General features: G+C 64.7%; 16 protein-coding genes and 1 pseudogene. 11 read left to right on the forward strand and 6 right to left on the reverse strand.

Annotated features, from left to right (window positions below; all coding sequences use genetic code 11):
- Nucleotides 1–241: 241 nt before the first annotated feature.
- Nucleotides 242–631 carry a DUF1801 domain-containing protein gene (locus tag ACPW96_RS22355; RefSeq protein WP_425885860.1) on the reverse strand — a complete coding sequence of 130 codons (390 nt, stop codon included), beginning with the start codon at nt 629–631 and terminating at the stop codon, nt 242–244.
- Nucleotides 632–1098: 467 nt separating this feature from the next.
- On the opposite strand from ACPW96_RS22355, the gene ACPW96_RS22360 reads away from it, so the two are divergent.
- The 6 genes and pseudogenes from ACPW96_RS22360 to ACPW96_RS22385 all read left to right on the forward strand — a co-directional run bounded on the left by ACPW96_RS22360 (nt 1099) and on the right by ACPW96_RS22385 (nt 4806).
- Complete coding sequence (locus tag ACPW96_RS22360) at nt 1099–1575, forward strand: hypothetical protein (protein WP_425885861.1); 477 nt, start codon at nt 1099–1101, stop codon at nt 1573–1575.
- A 48-nt stretch (nt 1576–1623) separates the two neighbouring features.
- Nucleotides 1624–2541, forward strand: a pseudogene (locus ACPW96_RS22365) (right-handed parallel beta-helix repeat-containing protein); the annotation flags it as partial.
- A 79-nt stretch (nt 2542–2620) separates the two neighbouring features.
- A complete protein-coding gene (locus tag ACPW96_RS22370) occupies nt 2621–3022 on the forward strand; it encodes a nuclear transport factor 2 family protein (RefSeq protein WP_425823865.1) in 402 nt (133 codons plus the stop codon).
- A gap of 243 nt (nt 3023–3265) precedes the next feature.
- Nucleotides 3266–3646, forward strand: coding sequence for a hypothetical protein (locus ACPW96_RS22375; protein WP_425823863.1), 381 nt, complete (start codon nt 3266–3268; stop codon nt 3644–3646).
- Nucleotides 3647–3946: 300 nt separating this feature from the next.
- A complete protein-coding gene (locus tag ACPW96_RS22380; protein WP_425885862.1) occupies nt 3947–4279 on the forward strand; it encodes a TetR-like C-terminal domain-containing protein in 333 nt (110 codons plus the stop codon).
- 152 nt (nt 4280–4431) lie between these two features.
- Nucleotides 4432–4806, forward strand: coding sequence for a hypothetical protein (locus tag ACPW96_RS22385; protein ID WP_425885863.1), 375 nt, complete (start codon nt 4432–4434; stop codon nt 4804–4806).
- Nucleotides 4807–4999: 193 nt separating this feature from the next.
- On the opposite strand, the gene ACPW96_RS22390 is transcribed toward ACPW96_RS22385, so the two are convergent.
- The 4 genes from ACPW96_RS22390 to ACPW96_RS22405 all read right to left on the reverse strand — a co-directional run bounded on the left by ACPW96_RS22390 (nt 5000) and on the right by ACPW96_RS22405 (nt 7341).
- Nucleotides 5000–5398: a VOC family protein gene (locus ACPW96_RS22390; protein ID WP_425885864.1), complete on the reverse strand. Its 399-nt coding sequence runs from the start codon at nt 5396–5398 to the stop codon at nt 5000–5002.
- Between the two features lie 173 nt (nt 5399–5571).
- The gene (locus tag ACPW96_RS22395) at nt 5572–6009 is read right to left on the reverse strand and encodes a nitroreductase/quinone reductase family protein (protein WP_425885865.1); all 438 of its coding nucleotides are present in this window, start codon (nt 6007–6009) and stop codon (nt 5572–5574) included.
- A complete protein-coding gene (locus ACPW96_RS22400; RefSeq protein WP_425885866.1) occupies nt 6006–6251 on the reverse strand; it encodes an ion channel in 246 nt (81 codons plus the stop codon). The genes ACPW96_RS22395 and ACPW96_RS22400 overlap by 4 nt, the downstream gene beginning before the upstream one ends.
- Before the next feature lie 142 nt (nt 6252–6393).
- A complete protein-coding gene (locus tag ACPW96_RS22405) occupies nt 6394–7341 on the reverse strand; it encodes an FUSC family protein (protein ID WP_425885867.1) in 948 nt (315 codons plus the stop codon).
- Between the two features lie 877 nt (nt 7342–8218).
- Here ACPW96_RS22405 and ACPW96_RS22410 point away from each other — a divergent pair.
- Entirely contained in the window at nt 8219–8689 is a 471-nt protein-coding gene (locus ACPW96_RS22410; RefSeq protein ID WP_425823851.1) for a hypothetical protein, read from the forward strand.
- Between the two features lie 228 nt (nt 8690–8917).
- On the opposite strand, the gene ACPW96_RS22415 is transcribed toward ACPW96_RS22410, so the two are convergent.
- Entirely contained in the window at nt 8918–9256 is a 339-nt protein-coding gene (locus ACPW96_RS22415; protein WP_425885868.1) for a hypothetical protein, read from the reverse strand.
- A gap of 870 nt (nt 9257–10126) precedes the next feature.
- Between ACPW96_RS22415 and ACPW96_RS22420 the strand changes: the two genes are divergently transcribed.
- The 4 genes from ACPW96_RS22420 (at nt 10127) to ACPW96_RS22435 (ending at nt 14287) form a co-directional block, all read left to right on the forward strand.
- Nucleotides 10127–10522 carry a hypothetical protein gene (locus ACPW96_RS22420; RefSeq protein ID WP_425885869.1) on the forward strand — a complete coding sequence of 132 codons (396 nt, stop codon included), beginning with the start codon at nt 10127–10129 and terminating at the stop codon, nt 10520–10522.
- A complete protein-coding gene (locus tag ACPW96_RS22425; RefSeq protein ID WP_425885870.1) occupies nt 10522–11337 on the forward strand; it encodes a hypothetical protein in 816 nt (271 codons plus the stop codon). The genes ACPW96_RS22420 and ACPW96_RS22425 overlap by 1 nt, the downstream gene beginning before the upstream one ends.
- A gap of 1159 nt (nt 11338–12496) precedes the next feature.
- On the forward strand, nt 12497–13852 hold the full coding sequence (locus tag ACPW96_RS22430) for an LGFP repeat-containing protein (RefSeq protein WP_425885871.1): 1356 nt from the start codon (nt 12497–12499) through the stop codon (nt 13850–13852).
- 120 nt (nt 13853–13972) lie between these two features.
- Nucleotides 13973–14287 carry a histone-like nucleoid-structuring protein Lsr2 gene (locus tag ACPW96_RS22435; RefSeq protein ID WP_425885872.1) on the forward strand — a complete coding sequence of 105 codons (315 nt, stop codon included), beginning with the start codon at nt 13973–13975 and terminating at the stop codon, nt 14285–14287.
- Nucleotides 14288–15218: the final 931 nt, after the last annotated feature.

A 15218-nucleotide genomic window follows, 5' to 3' on the forward strand; every position in this document is an offset into this window, starting at 1 on the left:
AAACGACTAGAGTTCCAAACCCCGAACGAAGTCATCGGGGACGTCCTGTTGCGATGACCGCTTGAATCCGCCGATCCTTCAGCGGGAGCCAACGACTGCTTCGCGGGTGTGACCGTTTCCAGAGAGTCGCGCGCAGACTGCTGGGTTCGCACGGGGCCGGTCGGGACGCGGGCGGTCTACGCAGGGGCGTCTGGGGCAGGCAGTGCCAGGTGGCTTGCCGGTTCGGCTCTCCCCGGCGGGGTCACTTGGCGGCGACGTTGAGCTCCACAGCCTCCTTCACGAGCGCCTTAACCGCCGCCTCGTCCACGTGACTTCCATCGGAGTAATCGATGGCTCGAACGACTTTGCTGTCCAGTCGGGTGTTGAAGAAATCGTTGCTCTTCATGCGGGCACCCTTCGAGAAATTCAGCCTCACTGCGTTCTTCAGCACCTCGACGTAGCAGACGTCGCCGTCGTGCGTCCAAAACGGAACTCCCTCCGGTTTGGAGGGCTTCTTGTACTTGACCACCTCGATGGCAGCCGGGTCGGCGGCGTTGATCGCGGCTCGAAGCGCGATCAGTACGTCCCTCTTCCAATCACTCTGTTGCGCGATGATGTCGTCGATCTGCTCGGAATCGGTCTTGTCACTCATGCGCGAATACTTGCGAAAAGACCCGACCAAATCAATGGGCAGAGTCGGTCGCACAGGGCGATGGGATCCTTCACCGTGCAATAGCGATCACGCCGACAGTGTCAGCCCAGGACGTTGCGACTCTGACAACGATGGTGTGGGCGATGTGGTTGACCATGGCGATTCTCGCCGGTGGGCTCTGTAGGGAACCGATGAACCCTGCGCACAACGCGATACCTTGCGTGACACGCTGCGGAATCGCAGGCTAGTCCGTTGCTGTGACTTTGCGCTGGCTGCCAGCTCCGCCGTGCCCCATGAGTCCTGTTGTGTGGGAAGCAACTGACCCGTTGACCTGGGGCGGACAGGAGGGGCACAATTCGTTTCGAATTGCGTGACACGCGGCACGATCCTGGTCGCCGGCTCGTTGCTCAGTGTGTTCGGATTCGGTCGGGTGAACGCGCGAAGGGCGGATGGTCATGGAGGTGAAGATGCGTTCGTTGCAGGTTCGTGGGCGATGGGTCATCGGCGTCGCCGTCGGGCTGGGCGCGCTCATGTCACCGATGCTGGGCAGCTCGGCGGCGTGGGCACGGCCGCCCCTTGTCGTAGACGACGACGGGCAGCAGTGCGGCAAGGCCTCGTACGAAACGATCGCCGCGGCACTGGAAGCCGCGGTCGACGGCGATACGATCCGAGTGTGCCCCGGTCTGTATGACGAGCCGCTGCACATCACCGAGAGCGTGCGGATCGTTGGTCCGGTAGAAGGGGTGAATCAGCTCGACTGCCTAACGGTCGACCCGGCATCGGTCGGTGACACCACCCGGCTCGCCGTGCTTCAGCCGCCGGCACCTGCCAGCACCGACCCGAGCGAGCCGCTGGTCACGCTGGATGCAGACGGCGCAGAGCTCGCGGGTTTGGTCATCCAGGGCCAGATCGACGAGGTCGCCACAATGGATGGGATTTATTAACTCTTCGTCCCCGCCGTCCGTGCCACGGACGATCACTCCGGCTATCGACTCCATCACAACGTGTTCCGCATGAACGGTCTTGCGGTGGAGCTGGGCAGCAACGGAGATCGGCGGACCCGCGTCGACCACAACTGCCTGCGCGAGAACTGGTGGGCGACGACGAATCAGATCATGCGTCTCGAGAACGGGGTCATCGACGTGAACACCGTCTTCCGCACCCGCTTCACCGGCTTCGAGGTGGGTTGGGGATACCGACCAACGGAGGATGTGACCGTCCGGGAGAACACCATCCGCGAGAGCGGGAGTCACGGCATGTGGGTGGAGAACTCCGAATCCGTCCGGGTCGTCGGGAATCACATCGCAGCCTCGACGGGCTTCGGCATCTGGATCTCCAGGGCCAACACGGACGTGGCGGTTCTCGGCAACGTGGTCGAGGGCGGCGCCCCGCTTCACACAACCACCACAGGGATCGCGGTCAGCAGCCAGGGTGTGACGCCCGACGTGCAGGCTCGCAGTACCAATATCGCAATCCGAGGCAATACGGTTTCCGGCGCCAGGCTACAGGGGATCGTTGCGCAAGCGGGTTCCCTCCAGAAAGGGATCATCGCGGACAACATCACCTTCGGCAACGGTGTCAATGGGATCTCTCTCAACATGGACAACATAGAGAACGTGGTCAGCGGCAATACGTCCTACGGCAACGGTGTCAACGGGATCGGTCTGAATAACAACCAGAACAACGTGGTCAGCGGGAATCTGTCCTACGACAACGGCTGGTACGGCATCGCCGTTCTAGGGCCGAGCTCGAGAGACAACACCATTCAGGGCAACACGATGCACGGCAACGTCCTCGCCGACGCGGGGGACCTGACACCGGCCGATGGGACCCACTTGCGTAACACCTGGATCGACAACGACTGCGTGACAGATGAACCCGCCGGGCTGATCTGCGACAGCAACGGCTAAGCGGTGGCAAGTTCGGGCGGCGGGCGCATCCGGATCCCGGTGCGTTCGCAGCGGCAATTAGGCGCGTAGCGGTATCACTGTGGTCGACGAATCGATGATCGAAGCCAAGCTCCGGCTGTACTTCGGCACGCCGGGCGGCGACGTCGAGCACGCAACGGAGCTGTATCACGAGGACGCCGTGCTCGAGTTCCCCCAGTCTGGGGAGAGGTTCGAGGGACGGGATGCTTTCACCGCGTGGCGCAGCCAGTACCCGGCGGAAGTGGGCTTCGAGGTGCTTCGCGTCACGATTCGCGATGACCTTGCGGTGGTGGAGCTGTCCGCGACCTACGACGGTGGCCCGACGACCTTTGGTCTGGGGCTCTTGGAGTTCCGCCAAGGCCTGATCTCACGCGAGCGGATCTACATCGGCGCGGGGTGGGAAGCACCGGAGTGGCGTGCTCCGTGGCGCTCCGCCGTGCCGGCTGAAGTTCCAGGCTGGTGACCGCCGCCCTGTGGTAACACGTCGCTACGAGTCGAAGGATTGAACATGCAAGGGTCGATGGTTCCTGAGTCATACCGGTCCATGGCTCGGCGTCTCGTTTCTGGAGCGCTGGCGTTGGTGATGCTGGCGGGGCTGAGTGCGTGTAAGGCGTCGGGTGGCGGGCGCATCGGTGAACCCCTGGAAGGAGGGCCGGCCAGTGTCTTTCAGGGCCAAGCGAACTTCGGGTTCAACTACTCCTGCGACATGACAGAGGACCGGGTGCGGATCACGGGACACATCACCTACCACGATGAGCCGAGCATCATCGATGGGGTGCAGTTCCCTAAGATCCGGCTCCACGGCACGGTAAACCCCCTTCCTGTGGAGGGGGTTGCTTCGTGTTCGGAGGCGGCCGAACTGTACGGAGGCCTTCCCGCGGTCCAGTTCGAGGGCACGTACCGATCTCCGGGCGAGGACACCGAAGAGCCGGGCACGTTCACGGTCCTGGTCTTCGATCAAGGTGAGACGGGCCGATCGGTCGGTGAGATCACCGGGGACGGCTTCGCCATCGCGCTCACCGGCGGCGCCTACGGTGGCTACACGCGGGCCGGCTACCTCGAGGGCGGCAACATCCAGGTCGAGTGAGCGCGGGCCGGGTGTGACCGTCCGCTGGCGCGCGTGGAGACGGTCGAGTAGCCGCCTCCACCGGGGTAATGCACCATTCAGGACCGTCCCGTCCTGATTGAAGGTGCCCTCGTAGTAAGGAGGGGAACCTCTCTCGCCCATGCAGATGGTGCGAGGGTCGTTAGCGATCTCCCAGGTGTAGCCGAGAGTTTCGCCCTCGCCGAAGCCGTAGTGGCGGGACCGGATATCGGCGCTGGGCTCGTCGCCGTACTTGTGTTCGTGACCGATGACCTGCAGGCCATGGGTGCCGCCTGATTCGATGTGTTGCAGGATGAAGAACCCGCCATCGGCCCACTCATAAGTCTCGGTTCCCTCAGCGTCACCGGAGACTGTCCACCTGCCGACGAGGCAATCCGCCATGAAGTCTTCGCACCACGCCTCGCCGTCCTCGAAACAGTCTTCGCCGAGGCCCAGCAACGAGGCGAAGTCCCCACCGATGGGAACATCGCCCTGCTCGCGCGCACCGGAGCAGCCGTGCTTTTTCAACAGATCCTTCTCACCGGCGAGCAACCAACCGCCCACGACGTAGCGGCCGTCATCAGCCAGATACTGCTTCCCGCCTCCGCCAAACCCAACCCGGAATACCCGAACTGACTCTGGGCACCGGCGATCTCATACGCGCCTTGCGCCTGACCGTGCACCAGCAGGCGGGAGTGTTCGCATGAGGATCCCTCGCAGCAGCGCGTTGCGCGGCTTGAAGCGGCGAAGACGTTGCTTTGTGCAGTGCGGGCGTCGAAGATGGCGGGGTGACGAGACAGGGGACGCGCAATGCATTCGCCCACGATGCCACGGTGACCATGGCGCCGGGCGGCGACGCAGACGCGCTTGGCGCGGCCATCACCGTCGCGCTCTGCGGCCACTGGGAGCATGACCCTCCGTGCCCGCTGGCGCCGCACCACACGCGTGCGGAGAGGACGGGCGATCTGGTCCGGCTGCGCACCCTGTTCGCCGTCGAGCCGGAGCTCGAGAATGACGCCCGCAACCGCATCGGGACCGCCTTGCGCAGCTCACGTCTCGTGGGCCCGCGTGGAAGGACCACCAGCTGGCAGTTGGAGACCAGCGAACCCGGGGAGGTCCTGGAGCAGGAAAGCGATCATCTTCAACGGCTCATCGCCAGCTGAGCCTCGAGCCGCCGGCTTGAAAGGCGCAGGAGCGAGCGGGTCAGGGCTGGTTCGTCCACCGGCCGGCTTGCATCCGACGCCGGTCTTTGAGCGTGACGCTCCACGGATCACCAAAGATCCTGCTGTGCTCTCTCATCGTCACGGTGGTCGGGGATGGGCACCGACACCGTCCGAACGATTGGTGACGCGCTCGCTAGCTTGTCACTTCGCTCTCGGCCGTCGGACACACCACCTCGAGCTTGAAGCCGTGCGGGTCAAGGAAGTAGACCGCGTAGTAGTGCTCGCCGAATTGCGGGAAGATCCGCGGCGCATGCAGGACCTCGTCGCCGCGGTCACGCACCCAGTCGTAGATCGTGTCCACCTCCGCCCGACTGGCAACCAGGAACGCGATGTGCTGCAGTCCTGGTTGATAACGCGAGTATGCCTTCTTGTCCCCGGCCTCGTAGAGGAAAAGCTGCGCCCCAGTCCAATCGATCGGGCAGTACCCGTTGCCGAAGCAGGGTTGAAACCCGAGCTTCGGCATCAACTGGTCGTAGTAGGACTTGGCAGCCTCGACGTCGGGAACACCCAACCCGAAGTGGTCGATCGGCACGGCGCCTCCTCGCACCCAACGTACGCCCGCCGCGCGAGTGCGCAAGGGCGACGACACGTCTGCTCAGACCGCATGCTGTGTCAGGATCCATCGATGTCCCGTGCGGTCTTTGCGAAGGAACGCGTCGCCCGCAAGCGGATGCCGCGCGGGCCAGGATCCACAGTCTCAATTACTCAGACGATGCGGAACACCGGGAAATCTGGAGCGATCTCGCGAAGTCTTGCATCAGGAGAGGAGGCGTCCACGTCCTGGAAGAATCGACCGACTTCCCACGCCCATGCCTTGAGGTAGGCCCGCAAGATGGGGGGTTTCTCGTCGTCCGGGACCTCCTCGATTCGGAATTCTTCCGTGCGTCGGCCGCTCGCGAGCCGCCCCTCACCGGAGACGCGGATGTTCCGCACCCACTGCGTGTGTCCGCGTGGCGACACAAGGTACCGATGACCCTGAACGCGAAGCGGGTTCACCGGAGTCGATCGCCACTCGCCGCTCGTTCGTCCTCGCACCGACAGCACACGACTGCCCGCCAGCGGCAGTCCCATCTTCGTAAGCCACCCGACAGCATTGTTGAAGACAGCATCGATTCCTGTCGGCCTTACATAGCGCGGCGTCATCCTGCCATCCTGGCGCACACCCCGTCCCGATCTTGCGCCTTCGTCCGCTTTGAACTGCCTCGGTTAGTAGCCGCACTACCGCGCCCGAGAAGATCAGGTCCAGGATCATCTGAATCGTCACGAGGGATCCACGCCAGCTCGGTCACTGCGCCGATGTCTCCGAAGCCGACCGTCGAGAAGACGGCGACCGCGAAGTACAGCGCGTCGACACGATAGTCGCCAGCAGCGCACGGCCAAGTCACTGCACGATGAGGCGGCGTCGCTCCACTCGTGACAATCCTTGACGGGAGCAATCCTTCATCTGTCCCACACGTCCGTCCGTCCTGGACTCGTCGGCTAGGCAATCATCGGCACGCGTCAAGAGTGCCCGGTCGCGAACCCGACCTAAGCCGACGTTTCGGTGGGCCCGGGGGCGAGTTCCGGTTGCGGGAAATGCTTGGCCAGCCACCGGCTCGCAGCGTCGAAGATGACCAGACCGACCACGAGAAGGGCGATGCCGGCAAGGATTTGCACACCACGCTGCTCTGCTTCCGAGGCGACCTCTCCCGGCGGGGCAAGGACCAGAACCAGGCCGAAGGTGTACAGGCCGTAACTGAGCCAATACGCCTTGGTCTGCAGGAACGCGAGCACGAAGGCAGCGGCGGCGATCAGCGCGAGGACCCACGTCGGCGGTGCGATCAGCGCGATGGGGATCGCCGCGACCGCGCCGACGGCGGTGCCGATCGCCTTTCCGGTGATCTTTTCCCGCCTGCCCATCAGAACGTACAGGGCGAGGAGCAGGATCGGTTCGGGAACCCAGAACGGCTGCGGCCACCCCAAAGCCACGCCGATCGCCGCCGCGGCACCCAGAATCACGCCGAAGACCAGCGCCGAAACAGCCGCGAGACCGACGGAGACCCGCTTGCCCTCGACGACCGCAGCCGCTCCGAACCGCCGGGCCAGAGCGATGCCGTAGCCCGTCGCGACCCCAACGATGACCCCGTAGACCACCGCGTGCTGTCCCGACGGGGCCGGGCTGGCGAAGGTCGCCACCCACGGGATCATCAGCAGCGGAAGCATCGATCCAAACCCGATCCCAGCCCCCGCGACAACACCCGTCGCAGCAAGCAGACCGACCCACCACCAGCGGTACGCGGTGACCGCCCCCAGCCCCGCGGCCAGCCCGATCACCGGCGCAAGGTAGAGCATCCGGCGAGTTCCGCCGATCTTGGACCCGAGGGCCCCGACGAGCACGCCAAGGACCATCGCGTTTGCGGCGGAGGGCCCTGCGAGTGTATACAGCAACACCACCGGCGCGACGAAAGCCACCAGGACGGCCAGAACGATCTGCATCAAGCGGCGGGTCCGCGACGGTTTCGTGGAGGCGTCTGACGCCCCGCCCTCGGCTTGACCCTCAGCCATCCGTGTGCCTTCCTCCCTGGCGCAGACTACCAGTGCGCTGCATCACAGCTCTGGCCATGACTGCGGAACACCAGCCGCCCCACGAGAAGCGGCGAGACCGGACGACGAACCTGCAGCGGGTGCGCGTTTAGGGATCCCGAGCGGGGTCAGAGTGGCTGACTTTCGGCCGGCGTTCCCCGCGGTTGGTCTTCGACCACCCACAGTTGCCCGTCCAAGTTGTGCGGGGTAGCTTGTTCTCACGTCGCCCCGGACCCTGGCGAACCTCACTGAACATCCCGACCTAAGGCACGGAACAACGCCGCTTCCCAATCGGCCGTGGTGGTCAGCCCGCGAACAGAAGCGAAAGGGCGCGTGATGGATACCGGCTCAATCACCGTCGCACTGTGGCTTGGGCTGCTGCTCGCCGCCGTCGTCGTAGTCGCTGCGGTGTTCACTTTCGTGCAAGCGACGTCTGCTCGCCGCAGCCGCCAGGCCGCTGAGGCGGCGTGGGAGAACGCGCGGCTTGTACGGGACCAGGTTGTGAGCATTGCTGACACGAGCACTGGCGAACCTCATCCGCGCCATGTTGAGCACTCTCATTCTGCAAGGCCCCGCGGGAGAACTCCGCACTCGATGCTGGAGAACTGAGACATCGCGCAGCTTCCGACGTAATCCCCGCGATGAGCCGCTGTGCCGCCATGTATCAGCTCGCCTCCCCGACGCTCCAACTCTTCAGACCAGCTGTCCTTGCAGCGACTGAAGGATAAGCGACGGAGAGCCCAGGTCCTTGACAGTTCGTTTGTTCCGTACCGCAGCGAGGAGCTTCATCATGAGTTTGACGGTCGTCCAGGCGTTCCGCTTCTGTCACAAGTGCAACACCCTCTTCTATGAAGGAAGGCACGAGCCCGCAGGAACTCCCAAGGGGCTCTGCCCCGCCGGCGGGTCCCACGAGCCGATGGGTTTCCAATTCGAGATCCCGGCTCGCGCGACCCCATCGTCCACTGCGCAGGACCGTTGGCGGTTCTGCGGCACGTGCTGGGCGATGTACTTCGACGGCTTCCCTCAGAAGGGAGTCTGTCCCGGGAGCGGGCGCGGCCACACCCGCGAGACGCGCTTCCGGCACAACTTCGCGCTGCCCCACGATGTGCCCGAGACTCCGACCGCGCAGAGGCAGTGGCGATTTTGCAGCAAGTGCAACGTCATGTTCTACGACGGTTTCGAGGGCAAGGGCCGGTGCACCGCAGGAAACGGGCATGTCGCGCAAGGCCATGACTTCGTGCTGCCGCATCTGCGACCGTGACGTCCCGAGCTAGTTGTCGGCGGCGCTTGAACTCTGAGCGCTTTCGGCGCCTTGGTTTCCAGCGGTCATTGTAACGAGGGGCGATTCTGGGAATGTAGCAGCCAACTGAAGAGCTCGGCTGGGGTTCGGTCCCCGAGGGTGAGGCGCGGTCGTCGGTAGAGCTCGTCTTCGACGCGTGCGAGGTCTTTCGGGGAGTGCGCGGCGAGGGTGGTCGACTTCGGAAAATACTTACGCAGGAGGCCGTTCGTGTTCTCGTTCGTGCCGCGCTGCCACGGGCTGGCGGCGTCGCAGAAGTAGATCGATCTTCGTTCCGGTGTCGGCGGTCACGTCCAGGTGCCGCGCCATCTTGGTGCCCTGGTCCCAGGTCAACGTCCGCCGCAACGGCGGTGGTAGCTCGCCGAGAACCCGCACGAGCGCAGCGTGCAGCTCTGCTGAGGTCAGCGACTGGGGCGCCTCCGCCAGCGTCGGGTCCTTCAGGTTCAGTCGGCTGACCGGGTCCGAATCCCTGGCCAGCAGCTGGACCGCACGGAAGGGGCACCCGGCTGGCTTGATCCATACATCCGCCACCTCACCAGGTCTTGCCTGTCGCGGTTCGCCTGCGGGACCACCGGATGTGGTCGGCAAGAGGCGTAGGACCGGCAAGATCGGTGGACGAGACGTCCCGGACAGGATCGGTGACCGCGAGATCAAGGTCTACGAAACGCAGCGGACCCACGAGTTGTAGTTGAACCGCGCGACAGCGGCCTTCGAGCACGCGATGTCGTCGCCGTTGTTCTTGCTCAACGGTGGTGCAGCCGTCGCCACTCTGACGCTGCTCGGGGCAACGGCAAAAGGCGAAGATCTGAAACTCAACCGGAGCTGTCTCGCGCATCGGGCAAATGCCCCTCTCGTCCGTGTGTGGCGATAGTCGACATTTGGATTGACGCGTTCGCAAACGGAAACCCTGGCCGCACAGCGATCGAGAGCGGGTAAGAGACGATCCTCGCGCCGCGCCTTCGCAATGGGTGCAGCATTGAAGCGCTCCTGCTGCGGGTGTACGTTTCAACTGTGGCAGGATCCTCCTCCGGATCCGACCCCGACCGCGAGTTATCCGACCTTCCAGCGCGGTTGTATGGGCCGCATCCCGACGTTCAGAACGATTCCAAGGGGCTGGCGCGGCTCGCCGAACTCGAGGCGATGCGGGGTGCTCCATCTGCGTGGTCGGTGAGCGAACGTGTCAGAATCCCCGACGATTCATCGGCGCCGCTCTCTCCCGCGACGGCGGTCGCCGAAGGCGGAATGGTGGGTGCGTCGGCGGGAGGGACGGATCCGGGGCCGTCGTCGCCAGCGATGGAAGGCGGGCTCGGGTCGCTCTGGCGTCGTGCGGCGGCGACACGGTCGCGTCGAGTCGCTTGGGCGGTGGCCTTGTGGGTTGCCGTGGTTGCGTTGGTTGCCGTGGTGACCAACCTCGTCCTGGTGTCCGCGCCCCCGCACCCGGACGCTACTCTGCAACGGACGGCAGCACAGGCGGACGAGCGGGTCCTCAGGCTGGTGCGCGAAGAGCGGCCGCATTTCGAGATCGATGGGTCGACGCTCCGCGCCTACGGGTCATACCTGGGGCTCGAACTGTGGTCCGCCGAGAACGCTTTCGGCTCTCAATGTCTGATGGCGGTGGAACGGTCGAAAAACCTCTTCTCCGAAGCGGGTTGCGCTCCGCCGCCGGCGGACCTCTTCATCGACGTCTCCTCATGGGGTGACGCGTTCGACGGACACCCCGGCGAGGGCATCATCCGGTTCTTCCTCCGTGGCGCCACGGTGGACGCCTACATCTACTTCCTTCCGGGGGCAGACTGATGGAAAGACGCCCGCCCCCGTCAGACGCCGAGCGCGAACTGAACGAGCTGCGCGCGCGGGCGTACGGTCCGGATCCCGACATCGGGAGCGATCCGGCGGCGCTCGCGAGATTGGTGGAACTCGAGGCCGCTCACGTCGCCGACAGGGCTCCCCGCCCGCGCAGGGAGTTCCGCGCACCTCCCGCCGCGGATGCCTCGCAGACGGCGCCTCCCGTCACCGCCGACCCCGCGGCCCATCAAGTGGTCCCTCCAGGTGTGTCGATGGACGAGGCGCCGACGGTGACCTCGAGCATAAACTCCTGGCGGTCGCTCTGGCGGCGTGCCACCGTGACACGGTCGCGACGCATCTCGTTCATCGCCGCGATCGTGGTCGGCGCCCTTCTCGGATACGCCGTGACCGAAGTCCTCGGACCGCACCCTGATGAGACCCTGCATCCGACCGCGACGGCGGCCAAAGACCGGGTCATCCAGTTGATGGCGGCCATCGGAGTGGACGGCGATCTCTCCACCCTTCGCGGGTTCGAGCGCTATCGCGACGTAGAACCGTGGTCCGTTGTGGACGCGGAGGGTCGCCGGTGCCTCATGGCTCTTGACTTGGGGCGAACCACCGGCCCGCCATCCCCCGAGGGCTGGCCGCGCGGGATCTTGAACGCTCAGTGCGTCCCTCCGGGCACCGAACTGTTCGTCGATCTCGGCGTGTGGCCCGCATTCAACGACGCCTACACCGAGGGGCTGCCGGACGGGACCATCATCCGCTTCCGCCTCCGCGAGGATGCGGTTCATGTCTTCCTCTACCCGGCGCCGGAAGCCGACTGACCTCGCCACGCAGCGGGTCCAATAGGCGAGCGTACATCGAAAGCAGACGTCGCCGTCGACGACCTCGACGTGTGGATACGAGGCCATCTGAGCTAGCGTCTCGCGGAACAGCTGCACCTACGCCGATGACGGCCGACGCCACGGCCAGCGTGATCCCAACCCACCCACGACCGCGACACCCGGGTCCTCGCCCGGACGCCTCATCGCGCTGCGGATCGCTTCGCTCCGCCTCGCATACCCCCGGACAAGGCGAGGCTCGCCGGGGTGGTTTCCGGAAGCCAATCGTCTCCGCAAACCGCGCGCCGTTATTCCTCCCCCAGTGGCGACGCGCCACCGTCCCTCCGGCCCGGACCACCCCCCTAGTTTCGCCGGAGGGACGGATCTCTCACCGACGCTGCCGGACTCCAGCCTCTCTTCGGTGAGGATTACATGCGTCATCAGTTCGACGCCCGCGTCGGTTAGCGGCGCGAAGACAGGACGCCGAGTTTTTCGGTTCAGTTCACCGGCCGAGCATCACAGCAACGCGCGAAGACCCGAAAGCGGTCTGAACCCAGTCGCGCCCGCTGAGGGATGCTCGCGCGGCATCGCTTCGTCGACGACGATCGTCCCGCTGTGATGGGTCAGTAGAACGCTGAACGCGGAGCGGACACTCGCGCGACGATCGTGGACATTCCTGGATCGTGTGCCCGGACAGGAATCAATATTCGAATCGTCACTATTCAGAAGCTGGATACCCGCCGTAGATGAGCCCTTTCGCTCATGAAATCCTGGCGTCACACTAAGGCGTGTGGCGACCAAGATCGAGGATCGCTCGAGCCTCTAGGTGGTCAGCAACGAGCCGATGAGGTCGCGGTAGCCCATTTCGCGCCGGGCAGACCACGAGCTCGAGGCGAGATCCTCATCGAACGATCGGAGATCAGCATGAGGTACCTGTTATCCGGGGTCGATGGTAGCGATAGCCCGTTCAGCGACAGCCTGGGGATAGGCGTTGAGTGAGGCGCCGGGGCTGCTCGCCTCGCCCGGATTAGAAGGTGTGCCGATGAAGGGTGTGTACTTCTTCGCGGGCGAGGCCGCGGGAAACCTGCACCTGTACACCACTCATCCTCTCTTGGCCGATGATCAGCACTGGAACAGCGACCCTGCGAGTCGTAACCGAGTGATGGCCCGCATCGCAGCAGCCCACGCCAACACCGTGGTGATGAGCTATTGGGGCGACATGCCCAAATGGTCCCCGATGGCGTTGGACGGCTCGTCCTTGCCGGGGGTACTGGGAGCGGCCGAGGTGAACGGGCTCGTGATAATGCCGGCGATCGAGGGGGGAAGCGATCCGAAGAATCCACGAACTCGGCAGTGGCAGTTCGCCACCGACTTTCCCTCTCCGTCCGTGCATGGCCAGATCGCTCCCGGCCTGATCGCCCGGATCGGAAGATTGTTCAGGCTGTTCCACGACAAGATGCACCTGTGGGCCCAGCTCTACGACCACGCCGGGGAACCACGGTACGCGGTGCAGTTACTGCACGTGTGGTCATCGTTGCCCGAGACGACCGATGCCGCATTCGCCGCCGCCTTCACGCATGTCGCCAAGTTGGTCGAGGAGGCGTTCGGTATCCGAGTCGGTTTCTGCCTTGACGTAATCGGGCTCCAACCCGGGTTCATGGCCTCCCCGCACGGCACCGGAGCAGATCTCCGAGCTGAACCAGCCGTGCTGGCGATCAACGGCTTCCAGTCGGAGGTGTTCAGCGACAAGGTCCTCACCGGGCCGAAGATGGGACCACCGGTGGACAACAACGCGAGCAACCTCGAGACGTTGGCGGACTGGAAACGATCCGCCCTGCTCGATTGGGCCGCGACCGGCATCCCCGTGCTGCTGGACGTTTCCAACGGTATGGACGGACGCTATGTGTGGCGCGAGGTGGGCAGCGGCTTCTGGGGCGACAACCGGGACTACACCGAGGACCGTTGGCGCAACTGGGTCAGTCAGCTCAAGGGCCCCGCGATCGCTGGTATCACTGTGGACACGTGGAACGGCTACACCGAGGGATACGCGGCCGTCCCATCCTTCGAACACGGTGACGTCGTCACGCGATGGCTGGCGGACCTCCTCGAACCAGACCCCCGCCACTACAGCCACATGCACTATCGGTCGGGAGCAGCAACTCACCGGGTCTACGGCGCCATCTGCCAGAAATGGGTTTCCCTCGGCGCAGACCGCGGCTTCGGGTTCCCGACCAGCGATGAGATACCCGCATTGGACGGCAGAGTGTCGTACTTCTCCGATGACCCAAGCCTCCCGCAGACGCCGAACAAGGCGATCTACTGGAGTGAGCCGACCGGGGCACACGAAATACATGGATGGATCGCCCGGACTTACTGGGATCTACCGGACCAGAGCCGACTTGGACTGCCCATCGACGACCAGTCGACCACCGGGATAGGTGCAATCAGTCGCTTCGCGCGAGGAACAATCGAATGGTTCCCCGGACAAGATCATGGCCACATCACCTATTCGCCATGACGTAACACGTCCACCGCGTGAAAAAAGCGCCGCCCGAGCCGCCGCGCGATCCAGTCGTCGATGCGCGCTGGTCATGGGATCTCGCCCGGCTCGGTGAGGGCCGCGCCGCAGGAGGCAAGAATGGCTACGAGGACTGTCGTGAGCGTCGTCGATGACATCGATGGTTTCGCGGATGCGGAAACGGTCACGTTCACCTACGACGGCAAGACGTACGAGATCGACCTCGCACGCAAGAATCGTGATGCGCTTGCCGCCGCGCTTTCTCCGTTCGTCCAGGCCGCGCGATCCACGAGCCGGAAAGGTGCGCAACGACCCAAGTCCAGCGGCGATGAAGACGCCGCAGCAGTTCGTGCTTGGGCGGCGGGAAAAGGCATCGAGGTATCGAGCCGAGGTCGTGTCCCTCGTAGCCTGCGAGAACAGTACGAGAACCGCTGACCGCCTCGAACAGCACCAGACTCGATTGGTCGCACCGTATCCCGATGCCCACATGACGATCCCTCGCGGCCACCGCCGAGGCGTGGTTCGCCACCGGGTAGCGTTGGGCGACGGCCTCTAGCAGGACGTGTGGGTTCATCTGCATCCGGAGGGGGGCGTAGCTTCGGGCCGGAAACACGATCGACGGCTCGTGCTCGGCGTCGGAGCTCCGGCGTCTCCGGCCGGGCAGCCCCCGAACCCACCCCACACACGTCGCCAACTGATATAACCTCCAGCCTCTTACGGGACCGGTTCTAAGGGAAACACCGCCGGTTGTGTAGCTCCCTGCTCGCCCGACATAGCGAGGTCACCATTCGAGCGTCGTGTCCGCGTCGGGGGGGCCGGCAGACGCCGACAAACACATCCAAGGACAGCAGAGCCGTCGAACTCAAGTGTCTCGGTGACGATGCGGCGCTTGACTGAAACGTTCTCAGTCCGACGCGGGCGAACAGGCACGGCGACGGCGGGACGTGCCACGGTCATGCCAGAGATGCCAGTCAGTACGGACCGATGGTCAACGACACGCTGTCGGCGCTGGGGAGATACGGCTGTTGCGAAGGAGGCGGCAGCCCGCCGGACTACGACAACGGCTGGGCGAGTTGCAGTCGCGACCCGCGCCGGGAACCCGCTGCGGACCGCCGAGCGATGGTCCCTGGTCGTCGTACGCTCGGCAGTGCTCCCCCGCCTCGCCGATGTCCTAAATATCGTGGATGCGCGCCAATTGATTCCGCGGCCCTTCCGAAGTTTGCCTAATCGGACCGCCACCGCCAGGAGGTCCTTCGCCGACCTTCGCCCCGCCAGGGCCCTCGACAATTATGCGGGCGCGAGAATCACCTGCTGTATCTGAACCGGTCTCCATGACGCGCAGGCTAGCGCCCGACGTCTTTCGGGC

Origin of the sequence: Micromonospora sp. DT81.3 (genome assembly GCF_049847225.1) — a bacterium.
In the GTDB taxonomy this organism is placed as follows: domain Bacteria; phylum Actinomycetota; class Actinomycetes; order Actinomycetales; family Microbacteriaceae; genus Microbacterium.

Coding starts and splice junctions, on each gene's coding strand:
- ACPW96_RS22360 (WP_425885861.1), top strand. CDS start 1,099: ATGCGTTCGTTGCAGGTTCGTGGGCGATGGGTCATCGGCGTCGCCGTC.
- ACPW96_RS22425 (WP_425885870.1), top strand. CDS start 10,522: ATGGAAAGACGCCCGCCCCCGTCAGACGCCGAGCGCGAACTGAACGAG.
- ACPW96_RS22405 (WP_425885867.1), bottom strand. CDS start 7,341: ATGCAGATCGTTCTGGCCGTCCTGGTGGCTTTCGTCGCGCCGGTGGTG.
- ACPW96_RS22355 (WP_425885860.1), bottom strand. CDS start 631: ATGAGTGACAAGACCGATTCCGAGCAGATCGACGACATCATCGCGCAA.
- ACPW96_RS22410 (WP_425823851.1), top strand. CDS start 8,219: ATGAGTTTGACGGTCGTCCAGGCGTTCCGCTTCTGTCACAAGTGCAAC.
- ACPW96_RS22435 (WP_425885872.1), top strand. CDS start 13,973: ATGGCTACGAGGACTGTCGTGAGCGTCGTCGATGACATCGATGGTTTC.
- ACPW96_RS22430 (WP_425885871.1), top strand. CDS start 12,497: ATGGCCCGCATCGCAGCAGCCCACGCCAACACCGTGGTGATGAGCTAT.
- ACPW96_RS22395 (WP_425885865.1), bottom strand. CDS start 6,009: ATGACGCCGCGCTATGTAAGGCCGACAGGAATCGATGCTGTCTTCAAC.
- ACPW96_RS22375 (WP_425823863.1), top strand. CDS start 3,266: ATGACAGAGGACCGGGTGCGGATCACGGGACACATCACCTACCACGAT.